The organism is Bradyrhizobium guangdongense, from assembly GCF_006483445.1.
Taxonomy (GTDB): Bacteria; Pseudomonadota; Alphaproteobacteria; order Rhizobiales; family Xanthobacteraceae; genus Bradyrhizobium; species Bradyrhizobium guangdongense_A.
This window is the reverse complement of sequence record NZ_PPPT01000134.1, coordinates 23,074-34,836: the sequence shown is the minus strand read 5'-3', so window position 1 is coordinate 34,836 and position 11,763 is coordinate 23,074. Positions and strand designations below refer to the sequence as shown.

The window sequence follows — 11,763 nt, the reverse complement described above, 5'->3', positions numbered from 1 at the left end:
CCCGGCCATCCACGTCTTGAACCACGCGAAGAACGTGGATGCCCGGCACAAGGCCGGGCATGACGAAGTCAGCAAGGTATGAGCAAGCCATGTCCGACAACGACGACGTCCCGTTCAACCGCAACTTTCCGCTCAAGCCCGGCGTCGTTGAAGAGGTCCGTCCCGGCGTGCGGCGCGTCCTCTGCAACAATCCCAGTCCGTTCACCTTCACCGGCACGGTCAGCTACATCCTAGGCACCGGCAAGGTCGCGATCATCGATCCCGGTCCTGACGATGCGGCCCATGCGGCAGCATTGCTCGATGCCGTCAAGGGCGAGACCGTCACGCATATCCTGGTCACCCATACGCATCGCGACCACTCGCCCAATACCTCCCGGATCAAGCAGGCGACGGGTGCAACCGTCTATGCCGAGGGCCCGCATCGCGCCTCGCGCCCGCGCTTCGAGAGCGAGAAGCACAATCCGGAATCGGGCTCCGACCGTGACTTTGCACCTGACGTGAAGGTGGCACATGGCGACGTCATCGAGGGCGCCGGCTGGCGGCTGGAGGCCGTGGCGACGCCCGGCCACACCGCGAACCATCTCGCCTTCGCCTGGCCGGATCGCAAATTCACCTTCGTCGGAGATCACGTGATGGGCTGGTCGACCTCGATCGTGGCGCCGCCCGACGGCTCGATGATCGACTACATGGATTCGCTCGAACGGCTCGCCGCGCGCGAGGAAGATCTGTATTTCTCGGGCCACGGGCCGGAGATCCCGGATGGCCAGCGCTTTGTGCGCTTCCTGATCCGCCACCGCAAGGCGCGCGAGGCCTCGATCCTGCATCGGCTTGCCAAGGGCGAAACCGACATCCCGACCATGGTGCGCGCGATCTATATCGGCATCGATCCCCGGCTCACCACGGCGGCCGGCTATTCGGTGCTGGCGCATCTGGAAGACCTCGTCGCCCGTGGCGTGGTGGCGACCGACGGCGATCCCGTGATCGGCGGGACGTACCGGATGGCCGGCGCCTAACCCATCGCCCCGGATGACGCTATCGCGTCACTTCTTCACCGTCTTCGCAACCGGCTTGGCCGGCGCCACCGGAGTCTTCTTGACGGGCTTGAGCGCGTCGGAGTCGGCCGCGGTATTGAGATCTTCGATGAACTTGCTCACGCGCGCGGCGTTGCTGCCGAGGTCGCTCTCGAAATAGCGCGAGGCGGAACGGATATCGACGCGGGAATCCTCGCCATCGGCAACCACCCGGATCGAGATGTCCTCGCGAAAGCCCATGATCGGTGAGCGCGCCACCGCCTCGATGCGGCCGACGCGGCGCGGCGGCTGTGGCGCGCGCTCGTCGATGACGAGCCATTTGCGCTTGTTGACGAGCTGGAGCGCGATCGCATAGGCGCGGTCGGCGGAGATCTCGAGTTCGACCGGCTCGATCTCGGGATAGAACTGGCGTTGCTGCTCGGCGGAGTAGAGGCCGGCATACACGGCCGGGTTGGCACCGTCGCCGGTGCGCAGGCGGGCGAGCGCTTCGAACCGCGGCGGATCGATCGGATCGGTGGTGATGTCGTGGATCGCCGGCAGCCTGCGGTACTGCAAAGCGAGGTAGGCGGGATAGGCGAGGATCAGCCCGTCGATCAGGAAGGCGAGCAGGATGCGCGCCATGCCGCGCGAACCGTTCTGCCAGATCGCGGCGAAGCCCGCGAGCCCGAGCAGGATGGAAAGCGCGGCAATTGCCAGCCCGCCGAAGAAGGTCGCGAGCGCCGGCTTGATCTCCAGGAAGCCGAACCGGACGATGATGATGGACACCACCACCGCCACCACCGCGAACACGGCCAGGTTTCGCGCCCAGGTCGCGAGGCTGGACACGGGCTCCGACTGGTAGGGAGCGGAAAACCTGCGGGCCATCGGGGTCGAACTCTGCCGGAGTTTTGAGGGGCGGCGCCGGCCGAACCGGCGCGACGATGGCCGTTGAGACCATGCCCCGGCTGCAAATTCAAGGGTTCCGGCCGTTGTATCAGGCGTCATTCCGGGTTCGATGCCGTTGGCATCGCCCCGGAATGACGGAGTGTTGCGCCTTATGCCGCTGCGTTGGGGAAGCGGTAGTCCTTGAACTGGTCGCGCAGCGCCGTCTTCAGGATCTTGCCGGTGGCCGTGTGCGGAATGCCGTCGACGAAGGCGACGTCATCAGGCATCCACCATTTTGCGATCTTGCCGTCCATGAACTTGAGGATGTCCTCGCGGCTGGCCTGCTGGCCCTGCTTGAGCTGGACGATCAGCAGCGGACGCTCGTCCCATTTCGGGTGGAAGACGCCGATCACGGCCGCTTCCGCCACCGCGGGGTGGCCGACCGCCAAGTTCTCCAGGTCGATCGAGGAGATCCATTCGCCGCCGGACTTGATGACATCCTTGGAGCGGTCGGTGATCCGCATGTAGCCGTCCTGGTCGATCATCGAGACGTCGCCGGTGTCGAAGAAGCCGTCGCCGTCGAGGATGTTGGCGTCGACACGGTAATAGGCCTTGGCGACCGCGGGCCCCGAGACCTTGAGGCGACCGAAGGTCTTGCCATCCCAGGGCAGCTCCTTGCCGGCATCGTCTGTGATCTTCATCTCCACGCCGAAGGGCGGATAGCCTTGGGTCTGGAGCACGTCGAGCCGTGCATCGCCGCTGGTTCCGGAGAAGGGCGGCTTCAGTGCGGCCACCGTGCCGATCGGGCTCATCTCGGTCATGCCCCAGGCGTGGCGCACGCCCGCACCCATGTCGACGAAGGCTTTGATCATCGAGCGCGGCATCGCCGAGCCGCCGCAGATCACCATCTTGAGGTCCGGCAGTTTCAGATTGTTGGCGCTCATGTGCTGCAGCAACATCAGCCACACCGTCGGCACGCCGGCGGTGTGCGTCACCTTCTCTGTTGAGAGCAGCTCATAGACCGAGGCGCCGTCGAGCTTGGCGCCGGGCATCACGAGCTTGGTGCCCTGCGACGGTGCGGAGAAGGCGATGCCCCAGCTATTGGCGTGGAACAACGGTACCACCGGCAGCATCGTCTCGGAGGCACTGGTGCCGAGCGCGTCGACGTTGTTGGCCATCAGCGCGTGCAGCACGTTGGAGCGGTGCGAATACAACACGCCCTTGGGGTCGCCCGTCGTGCCTGATGTGTAGCACATCGCGGCTGCAGTGTTCTCGTCGAAGTCCTTCCAGGTGAAGTTGCCGTCGGCCTGCGCGATCCAGTCCTCATAGGCGACCGCGTTCTTCAGCTTGGTCTCCGGCATGTGCGCCTTGTCGGTGAGCACGACGTAGCGTTCCACGCTTCCCAGCTTGTCGGCGATCTTCTCCAGCACGGGAACGAAGGTGATGTCGGTCATCACGATGCGATCTTGCGCATGGTTGATGATCCAGGCGATCTGCTCGGGGAAAAGCCGCGGGTTCACCGTATGGCAGATGGCGCCGATGCCCATGATGCCGTACCAGACCTCGAGGTGGCGCCAAGTGTTCCAGGCAATGGTGGCGACACGGTCGCCGAGCTTGATGCCGTCGCGCTCCAGCATCTGCGAGACCTTGAGCGCGCGGCCGTGGATTTCGGCATAGTTGGTGCGATGGATCGGTCCCTCGACCGAGCGGGTCACGACCTCCTGCTTGCCATGAATTTTTGCCGCGTGTTCGATGATCCGGTGGCAAAGCAGCGGCCAATCTTGCATCAAACCAAGCATTCCGACGTTCCTCCGAGTGTTCGCTGGACTTGTTATCGCCCTCAGCGCAGGCCAAAGAATTGTCATGAATTTTAGCCTGCGGAACCATCGCCGCAAATGGTCTTGTCGCGGCTTTATGTCCGCCGGCGCGGCAATGGTTACCGTTGCGCTGGGCGCAGCCTTGCTGCCGTCCGAGCCGGCACAGGCGCGCAGATATCCGCCGCCGCTCGACCTGTTCGGTCTCGGCACGCCGAAGCCCACGTCCAAATCCGCGTCCAAGCCGCGCGCGACGGTTCACGCGGCGAAGATACCGCTACCACGGCCGCGCCCGGCCGAAGCGCCCAAGGCCGTTCAGGAGGCTCCTGCGGCCGTGGAAAAGCCCGCGGCCGAGAAATCGGCGGAACCGGCGGCGCCGCCGGAGCGGCAATTGTCCGCCTGCCGGCAGGCGCTGACCGAGGAGATCGCCATCGCGCCTTCGATCCCCGATATCAAGGGTCCCGGCGGCTGCGGCGGCGAGGATCTGGTGCGGCTGGAAGCGATCGTGCTGCCCGACAAGCGAAAGGTGTCGGTGAAGCCGGCAGCGATCCTTCGTTGCGCCATGGCGTCCGCGATTGCCGATTGGGTGCGGTCCGACGTGGCGCCGCTCGCGGCGAGCCAAGGCTCCACAGTCAGCGAGCTCGACAATTTCGATTCCTTCGAGTGCCGCGGCCGCAACCGCGTCGCGGGCGCGATGCTGTCGGAACACGGCCGCGCCAATGCGCTCGACGTCCGCGCCTTCAAGCTCGCCAATGGCCAGTCGATCAACCTGACCGATCGCACCGTGGCGCGGGATGTGCGTGAGCGCGTGCTGCATTCGGTCTGCAGCCGCTTTACGACCGTGCTTGGGCCGGGCTCGGACTGGTATCACGAGGACCATATCCACCTCGACATCATGCAGCGGCGCAACGACTATCGCATCTGCCAGTGGAACGTCTGGGATCCCTTGCCGCGCATCGCGCCGCTGTTGCCGGCCGAGCGCCCGGAGGAGGCTCCGCCGCGCGAGGTCGCGGCCAAGACGGACGGGACCAAGGCGGACCGGACCAAGACGGACGGAGCGAAGAACGGCACCGGCGCTGCGGCGACCAAGCCGGATGCGGAGCCTGAGGAGGCGCCTGCTGCCGAGCCCGAGCCACCACGCCGGCCGGCAACGAAAAAGCGCCGGTGAGAACCGGCGCTTCTGGAAAACCTTGAGAAGTGGTCCGGCTTTAGAACTGGCTGGTGCCGCCACCCTGCAGCGCGAGACGCGAATTGTAGGGGGAGTCGCCGTGTTTCGGCTCGAGCACGACCACGATGGTGCCGACCTTGACGCGGTTGTAGAGGTCGATCGCGTCCTCATTGGTCATGCGGATGCAGCCCGAGGAGATCGAGGCGCCAATATATTCAGGCTGGTTGGTGCCGTGAATGCGGAACAGCGTGTCCTTGCCGCCCGAGTAGAGATACATCGCGCGGGAGCCCATCGGATTGTCCGGGCCCGGAGCCACGAAGGTCGGCACGCCCAGGCGCGAGATTTCGCTCGGGGTCGGGTGCCAGGCCGGCCACTCGGTCATGCTGCCGATCTTGGCAATGCCCGACCAGGCCATGGCTTCTTCGCCGACCGTGATGCCGTAGCGGATCGCCTTGCCGCCGTCCTGCACGAAGTAGAGATAATGGTTGTCGGAATCGACCACGATCGAACCGGGCGTCTCCTTGCGGTGATAGTCGACGATGGCGCGGCGGAAGGGCTCTGCAACCGGCGTCTTCACGTAGCTCACCTTGGAGAGCAGATCCTTGTCACGCGGCTTGAAGTTCTGCGTGTTGGTTGCTTCCCAGGTCGTGGCCTGCATGCAGCCCGACAACATCAGGCCGGCGGCCAAAATCCCAAACGTAACTTTCAGCGACGACATGGCTAGGTTCCAATCGAAACAACCCGCTCGCAAAACCTGAGCTTGCCACCCAAGTTCCACGACTCCGTTAATCCCCGCATTATCGTCGAAATCTGCCACAATTCCAGCACTGAGGACCTTATCCCGCGCTGCAGGACGCCAGCTGTGGCTTTTTTGCCGCAAGTTTTTCGACTCCGGGCTGATTTCTGGGCAAGAGCAGCCTGACTGTCGAATCCGTGCCACGCTTGTGCCGCCTGGCCGCCACAAATGCGAACGCTCCGTTAATGTGGCTGTCATCTTGGACTTGTCAGAATCGGGTTAAGGGCTCTTGGTCGTCAGGCGCGGCCCTGGTTGGAGTTGTTCATGTTTTCGGTGTTTGTTCCTTCCGAGTCCTCCCTGAAGAAGATGGTTGTCGACGATCTCACGGCGCTGCCGGAGAGCGCGGTGTGGATCGACCTGGTCAGTCCGACCGGCGCGGAGGACAAGGCGGTGGAGCGGCTCGCCGGCATCGCCATCCCGACCCGGGAAGACATGCAGGAGATCGAGATCTCCAGCCGTCTCTATATCGAGAACGGCGCCCGCTACATGACGGCGACGCTGATGTGCCAGTCCGACACCGACATGCCCCGGACCACGGCCGTGACCTTCATTCTCGGCGACCACCGCCTGGTGACGGTCCGCTACGACCAGCCAAAACCGTTCTCGCTGGTCGAGGCCAAGCTCGCCCGGTCCTGCACCCCCGCCATCACCGGCGAAATGGTGCTGATGGAGCTTTTGGACGCCGTCATCGATCGCTGCGCCGACATTCTGGAGCGCTGCGGCGCCGACATCGACCAGGTCAGCCACGACATCTTCGAGCCGGAGAGCGAGCGCCACGGCCACGCCAAGCAATATTCGCAAATCCTGATCTCGATCGGCCGCAAGGGCGACCTGACCTCCAAGGTTCGTGAAAGCCTGGTGTCGATCGGCCGCGTCGTCGCCTTCCTCTCGGCTGTCGTGGAGGGCGTGAAATGGTCCAAGGACATGCGCGAGCAGTTGAAGACCATGCAGCGCGACGTGGCCTCGCTGACCGATCACGCCTCCTACCTTTCCAACAAGATCACCTTCGTGCTCGACGCCATGCTCGGCGTCGTCAATCTCGAGCAGAACAACATCATCAAGCTGTTTTCGGTCATGGCGGTTGTCCTGATGCCGCCGACCCTGATCGCCTCGATCTACGGCATGAACTTCAAGATGATGCCGGAACTCGAATGGGTCCACGGCTATCCGATGGCGCTGGTGATGATGCTGATCGCGGCGATCGTGCCGTACTGGATTTTTAAGTGGAAGAAGTGGCTCTAGAGCATGATCCGGAAAAGTGTGCAGCGGTTTTCCGAAGAGATCATGCTCAAAACAAAGATAGCTACTGAGACCTTACACCGGTCGCAGAGAGACGGCTGATGGTGTCGCAGAATAGAGCGGGATTCAGGCTGCGCGGTGACGTGTCAGCGCCGCCCCAATTCCTCCGGTAAAATTTGAGCATTGGGCTGAACGGTTGGGCGAAACTTGTCTGCGATAAGCAGTGTGTAGCCGCGAGGAACAGCCATGGTTGAGAAACACATAACGACGCCCCGCAACGTCATCGATCTGGCGAGCTATCGTCAGGTCGCGGCGAGCGGCAAGGCGCCGTCGCTGTCGGCACGGATGTGCCGGCACTGTGGTGCTCCGCTGCTCGACGGCGAGAATGACGACGACTGCTCGACTGCGTTCACAGTGGCCGCGCCGCGGCTGCGTGAGCCGTCACGTCGGATTCGCGCCGATTGAGAACGGAAGAGTGAAGGCAATCCAGGTCTTGCGGCGGCCTCGTCTGGATTGCCTTGCTTCCGTCTAAATTCCAGTCATTGCGAGGAGCGCGCGACAAAATTGCGAAGCAATTTTTCGCTGAAGCGACGAAGCAATCCCTCCGCGGAGACAGTTTGGATTGCTTCGCTTCGCTCGCAATGACGAGAGTGCCTACACGTGCTGCCCGCCATTGATGTGGATCTCGGCGCCGTTCACGTAGGACGACGTTTCCGTGCACAAGACATAGATGATCTTGGCGACCTCGTCCGGCGTGCCGAGCCGGTGCATCGGGATCTGCTGCTCGACGATCTTCTCGGTGCCGGGCGACAGGATCGAGGTGTCGATCTCGCCGGGCGCGATCGCGTTGACGCGCACGCCGATGCGGCCGAAGTCCGAGGCCATCTCGCGCGTCAGCGATGCGAGCGCAGCCTTTGACGTGGCGTAGGCGGCGCCGGCGAAGGGATGCACGCGCGAGCCGGCGATCGAGGTGACGTTCACGACCGAGCCCTTGGCGGCCTTCAACTCCTCGATCAGGCCGCGCGCGATCATGATCGGCGCGAAGAAGTTGACGTGAAACACATGCGTCCAGGTGTCGAGGTCGGTATCGACCGAGCCGAGCCGCGAACCGCCGGGTCCCTTCGGCGAGATCGCGGCGTTGTTGACCAGCGCATGCAGCATGCCGCCTTCGAGGCGGTTACGGATATCGGAGATCGCGCGCGTCGTGTCGGCGGGGTCGGCGAGGTCGACCTGGATATGATCCTCAGGCCCTGCGTCCCACGGACAATCTTCCGGAAACGGATGCCGCGAGCAGGTGATGACGCGCCAGCCCGCGGAGGAGAAGCGGATCACGGTGGCATGGCCGATGCCGCGGCTCGCTCCGGTCAGGAGCAGCGTGCGGCGCGGCGCATTGGACGAATGCGGCATGGACATCTTTCAGGTCACAAACTCTACGGATACATCCGCGTCTTGGACCACGGCTGGCCGGCCGCGTCACGGCGAAATTCGATGCGGTCGTGCAGGCGAAATGGGCGATCGTGCCAGAACTCGATACGAACAGGCGTGATGCGCCAGCCGCTCCAGCCCGGCGGCCGCGGCACCTCGCCGATGACGTGCCTGGCGGCGACCTTCGCGATCGCCTGCTCGAAGGCGAAGCGGCTCTCCAGCGGCTGCGACTGCTTGCTCGCCCAGGCGCCGATCTGCGCCTGCTTCGGGCGGGTGGCGAAATAGGCGTCGGCCTCGGCGTCCGTCACGGGTGACACGTTGCCGCGGATGCGCACCTGACGGCGCAGCGACTTCCAGTGAAAAAGTAAAGCGGCCTTAGGATTTGCGGCGAGTTCGCGGCCCTTCTGGCTGGCGATGTGGCTGTAGAAGACGAAACCGTCGGAATCGAAGCCTTTCATCAGCACCATGCGCACGTCAGGCAGCCCGTCTTCGTCGACGGTCGCGAGCGCCATGGCGTTCGGATCGTTCGGCTCGCTCTTGATCGCTTCGTTCAGCCAGGCATCGAACAGCGCAAAGGGTTCCTCGGCGGCGGTGAAATCACCGGATGTTAAGGGTGTCTGGTGTTTCATGGAGGTCGTGTCGGTCATGTCTGGAGTCCGAGTTGCGTACCGCGGCCCGAAGCGCGCTGTTGTCCACTGTTGCCCTATATAGGGCATGGGGACGCGTTGGCCTATCGGCGATCCGGCCCTCCGGCCTCGTCATGACGATGATTCTGATCGGGCTCGGGAGCGGCGGCTGCAGCTTCTCGCGCAATGACAGCGCTCAGCTCGCCAAGAGACTCGAGAAGGGTCCGATGGCCAAGATGGACGACAGCGACGTCACCGGCTCGATCCCGGAAAAAGAGGCGCCGCCGACCGACACCGATCTGGCCTTTACCCGCAACGCTGCCTCCGACGTCCTGAGCAAGGGCGACAAGGACGCCAGTCAGCACTGGGAGAACCCGGAGACGGGGGCGCGCGGCTCGGTGACCCCGATCGCGCAGTCCTACGCCGCCGAGGACGGCCGCAAGTGCCGGGACTTCCTGGCGAGCTACGTCAACGGCCGCACCGAAAGCTGGCTTCAGGGCGCCGGCTGCCAGGCAGGCCATGGCCGTTGGGAGATTCATACGCTAAAGCCGTGGCGGAGCTAATTTAGCCCCACTGCCGGAATAGGCTGGAGTTGCAAAAATGCAACGGGCACCCCAGATGAATGTCAGGTGGGGCGGGGAGCCCTTTGGAACAATCGATTTTCTCTGAAGGAGACGTGACGGATGCGCGACCCCTATGAGGTCTTGGGGGTGCCGCGGAGCGCCAGCGCTGCCGCGATCAAGAGCGCCTATCGCAAGCTCGCCAAGAAGCATCATCCCGACAGCAACAAGAACGACCCGAAGGCGGCCGAGCGCTTTGCCGAGCTCAATACGGCGAACGAAATCCTTGGCGACGAGGACAAGCGCAAGCAGTTCGACCGGGGCGAGATTGACGCTGACGGCAAGCCGCGCTTCCAGGGGTTTCCGGGCGGTGGCGGCCCGCGCGGCCGTGCCGGCCCCGGCGGGTTCGAGAGCTATACGTTCCGGTCCGGCGGCGCCGGTCCGGGTGGCGGCGGCGCGTTCGAGGACATCCTCAACAGCATGTTCGGTGGCGGCGGACGCGGGCGCGCGGGCGCCGGCGGTCCCCAATTCGAGTTCGATACGGGTGGGATCGGGGTCGATCTCGACCTGAACGTCGCCATGACCGTCTCGCTGGAAGAGGCGGTGCAGGGCGGCGAGAAACGCGTCCGGCTGCCGACCGGCAAGGAGCTCAACGTCAAGATTCCGGCCGGCGTCACCAGCGGCCAGCAGATCCGGCTCAAGGGGCAGGGCGAGACCGCGCCCGGGCATCCGCCCGGCGATCTCCTGATCACGGTCACGATCGCCCCGCACGCCTTCTTCAAGGTCGACGGCGCCGATTTGCGGGTCGATCTGCCGGTCACGCTTTATGAAGCCGTGCTCGGCGGCAAGGTTCGCGTGCCGACGCTTGGCAACGCGGTCGAACTCACGATCCCGAAGAACACGTCCTCCGGCCGGACCTTCCGCCTCAAGGGCAAGGGCCTGCCGAAGAGCGGCGGGACCGGCGACCTCTTCGTCACCACCCGGATCATGCTACCGGACGGGAACGATGCCGAGCTTGAGGCATTGATGCAAAAGTGGCGGGACCAACACCCCTACAATCCGCGTAGCGGGCTGGGCTAACTCAAAGGCTCGAGCCCCGTCGCGGCCGCAGAGCATTTCCCAAGCAGGTTGATGCTCAAACTAACGCCTGGAGCGCGATGGCGCTTCGACGCTATCGTATCGTGTCGGCTGCCAACACAGCTTGGCAGCCGCCGATAAGGTGCGGCCTCGAGAGGGGGACCAGCGCGGTACCAAAAACCCCAATCGAGGCCGCCCGCGTCGATCGGCGGATCGAACGCTACTCATTTTCGCGTGATCATCCGGTGCGATAATGAGACGCGTCCATGACGTGATTCCAAATTTTCGATGTCCGAATCTGGGCGGCGTGATCGCGCGGTTGTCTAGATGCCGTTTTTCTCGGCCTGGTCGTACACGGATCGCGCCACCTTGGTGAGACGATCGCGATCGCCGCCGCCGCTCACGACGTAGCCGACACCTCGATCGGCCCAGAACAGCGCACTGTCCTTGTCCATCGCCGCGTAGCGCATCTGCGTCTCGCCGCTTTCGGTCTTGGCGGTGTAGATCGTGAAGCGTTCGCCCGAGGCACCCTCATACATCAGGAACGACGCCGGTCCGTTCGGTCCCGGCAGAAGCCTGCCGCCGACGAGCTTTAGCCCGCTTGCCTCCAGATCCGGTGCGAACACCGTCCAGCCGCAGCGCTTGGTCAGCCAGGCCTGCAGATGGGCGCGCTCGTTGCCGGGCACCTCGACGGGATGCCGGACCTCGACCACGTAGAGGCGGTGGGCGTCGAGCGCGTCGACCGTGAAGGCCTGGAAGACCGACGGCTTGCTGGCGGCGCCATGCGCCACCCAGCCGGTCGCGCTGCCCGCGACGAAGGCAACCAGAACGGCCGCGGCCGCGCCATAAATCCATTGCCGCGGACGTCGCACCAGCCGCTCGATCTCGAGCCGCTTCGGCACCGGCTCCTGCGCAACCGCATCGTAGCGGGCGTGCAGCAGCTCGGCCATCGTCCGCCAGGACTGCACCCGCTCGGCTTCGTCCGGGTGGGCGGCAAGCCAGGCCTCGACATCGGCGCGGCGCTCGGCCGGCAGCTCGCCGTCGACATAGGCGTGCAATTCGTCTTCGGTAACTGAAATCTTGCGGTCGTCGGTCATTGCGGTCGTCTCTGGCTCGTCGGCCTAAATTCTCTGCGGTTCAAATCCCTCGGTCCCTTGTCGGTG

At 64.3% G+C, this 11,763-nt stretch carries 12 protein-coding genes; 6 read left to right on the top strand and 6 right to left on the bottom strand.

The window, feature by feature from the left end:
• Positions 1-89 precede the first annotated feature (89 nt).
• On the top strand, positions 90-1,013 hold the full coding sequence (locus C2U70_RS19675) for an MBL fold metallo-hydrolase (protein ID WP_140980079.1): 924 nt from the start codon (positions 90-92) through the stop codon (positions 1,011-1,013).
• 27 nt (positions 1,014-1,040) lie between these two features.
• Here the strand turns inward: C2U70_RS19675 and C2U70_RS19670 are convergent, their stop codons facing one another.
• Positions 1,041-1,895: a DUF1499 domain-containing protein gene (locus tag C2U70_RS19670; RefSeq protein WP_140980078.1), complete on the bottom strand. Its 855-nt coding sequence runs from the start codon at positions 1,893-1,895 to the stop codon at positions 1,041-1,043.
• Between the two features lie 170 nt (positions 1,896-2,065).
• Entirely contained in the window at positions 2,066-3,694 is a 1,629-nt protein-coding gene (locus C2U70_RS19665; RefSeq protein WP_140980077.1) for a fatty-acid--CoA ligase, read from the bottom strand.
• 64 nt (positions 3,695-3,758) lie between these two features.
• Between C2U70_RS19665 and C2U70_RS19660 the strand changes: the two genes are divergently transcribed.
• Entirely contained in the window at positions 3,759-4,877 is a 1,119-nt protein-coding gene (locus C2U70_RS19660; protein ID WP_140980076.1) for an extensin family protein, read from the top strand.
• Positions 4,878-4,917: 40 nt separating this feature from the next.
• On the opposite strand, the gene C2U70_RS19655 is transcribed toward C2U70_RS19660, so the two are convergent.
• Positions 4,918-5,595: a L,D-transpeptidase gene (locus tag C2U70_RS19655; RefSeq protein ID WP_140980075.1), complete on the bottom strand. Its 678-nt coding sequence runs from the start codon at positions 5,593-5,595 to the stop codon at positions 4,918-4,920.
• 342 nt (positions 5,596-5,937) lie between these two features.
• On the opposite strand from C2U70_RS19655, the gene C2U70_RS19650 reads away from it, so the two are divergent.
• Together C2U70_RS19650 and C2U70_RS19645 are read left to right on the top strand one after the other, a co-directional pair.
• Positions 5,938-6,915 carry a magnesium transporter CorA family protein gene (locus tag C2U70_RS19650; protein WP_140980074.1) on the top strand — a complete coding sequence of 326 codons (978 nt, stop codon included), beginning with the start codon at positions 5,938-5,940 and terminating at the stop codon, positions 6,913-6,915.
• Between the two features lie 243 nt (positions 6,916-7,158).
• Positions 7,159-7,377: a hypothetical protein gene (locus C2U70_RS19645; RefSeq protein ID WP_140980073.1), complete on the top strand. Its 219-nt coding sequence runs from the start codon at positions 7,159-7,161 to the stop codon at positions 7,375-7,377.
• Positions 7,378-7,566: 189 nt separating this feature from the next.
• On the opposite strand, the gene C2U70_RS19640 is transcribed toward C2U70_RS19645, so the two are convergent.
• Both C2U70_RS19640 and pdxH read right to left on the bottom strand, forming a co-directional pair.
• Complete coding sequence (locus C2U70_RS19640; protein WP_140980072.1) at positions 7,567-8,319, bottom strand: SDR family NAD(P)-dependent oxidoreductase; 753 nt, start codon at positions 8,317-8,319, stop codon at positions 7,567-7,569.
• Positions 8,320-8,342: 23 nt separating this feature from the next.
• Positions 8,343-8,984, bottom strand: a complete 642-nt coding sequence (gene pdxH, locus C2U70_RS19635) for a pyridoxamine 5'-phosphate oxidase (protein ID WP_140980071.1) — start codon at positions 8,982-8,984, stop codon at positions 8,343-8,345.
• Positions 8,985-9,097: 113 nt separating this feature from the next.
• Here pdxH and C2U70_RS19630 point away from each other — a divergent pair, with 113 nt between their 5' ends.
• Together C2U70_RS19630 and C2U70_RS19625 are read left to right on the top strand one after the other, a co-directional pair.
• Entirely contained in the window at positions 9,098-9,526 is a 429-nt protein-coding gene (locus C2U70_RS19630) for an RT0821/Lpp0805 family surface protein (protein ID WP_186294365.1), read from the top strand.
• A 120-nt stretch (positions 9,527-9,646) separates the two neighbouring features.
• Positions 9,647-10,603, top strand: coding sequence for a DnaJ C-terminal domain-containing protein (locus tag C2U70_RS19625; RefSeq protein ID WP_140980069.1), 957 nt, complete (start codon positions 9,647-9,649; stop codon positions 10,601-10,603).
• Positions 10,604-10,923: 320 nt separating this feature from the next.
• Here C2U70_RS19625 and C2U70_RS19620 read toward each other — a convergent pair whose 3' ends face one another.
• Entirely contained in the window at positions 10,924-11,697 is a 774-nt protein-coding gene (locus tag C2U70_RS19620; protein WP_140980068.1) for an anti-sigma factor family protein, read from the bottom strand.
• Between the last annotated feature and the right edge of the window lie 66 nt (positions 11,698-11,763).

Bases quoted from the DNA above. Each gene is read 5' to 3' on its own strand.
- C2U70_RS19675 (WP_140980079.1), top strand. From the start codon at position 90: ATGTCCGACAACGACGACGTCCCGTTCAACCGCAACTTTCCGCTCAAG.
- C2U70_RS19670 (WP_140980078.1), bottom strand. From the start codon at position 1,895: ATGGCCCGCAGGTTTTCCGCTCCCTACCAGTCGGAGCCCGTGTCCAGC.
- C2U70_RS19665 (WP_140980077.1), bottom strand. From the start codon at position 3,694: ATGCTTGGTTTGATGCAAGATTGGCCGCTGCTTTGCCACCGGATCATC.
- C2U70_RS19660 (WP_140980076.1), top strand. From the start codon at position 3,759: ATGAATTTTAGCCTGCGGAACCATCGCCGCAAATGGTCTTGTCGCGGC.
- C2U70_RS19655 (WP_140980075.1), bottom strand. From the start codon at position 5,595: ATGTCGTCGCTGAAAGTTACGTTTGGGATTTTGGCCGCCGGCCTGATG.
- C2U70_RS19650 (WP_140980074.1), top strand. From the start codon at position 5,938: ATGTTTTCGGTGTTTGTTCCTTCCGAGTCCTCCCTGAAGAAGATGGTT.
- C2U70_RS19645 (WP_140980073.1), top strand. From the start codon at position 7,159: ATGGTTGAGAAACACATAACGACGCCCCGCAACGTCATCGATCTGGCG.
- C2U70_RS19640 (WP_140980072.1), bottom strand. From the start codon at position 8,319: ATGCCGCATTCGTCCAATGCGCCGCGCCGCACGCTGCTCCTGACCGGA.
- pdxH (WP_140980071.1), bottom strand. From the start codon at position 8,984: ATGACCGACACGACCTCCATGAAACACCAGACACCCTTAACATCCGGT.
- C2U70_RS19630 (WP_186294365.1), top strand. From the start codon at position 9,098: ATGACGATGATTCTGATCGGGCTCGGGAGCGGCGGCTGCAGCTTCTCG.
- C2U70_RS19625 (WP_140980069.1), top strand. From the start codon at position 9,647: ATGCGCGACCCCTATGAGGTCTTGGGGGTGCCGCGGAGCGCCAGCGCT.
- C2U70_RS19620 (WP_140980068.1), bottom strand. From the start codon at position 11,697: ATGACCGACGACCGCAAGATTTCAGTTACCGAAGACGAATTGCACGCC.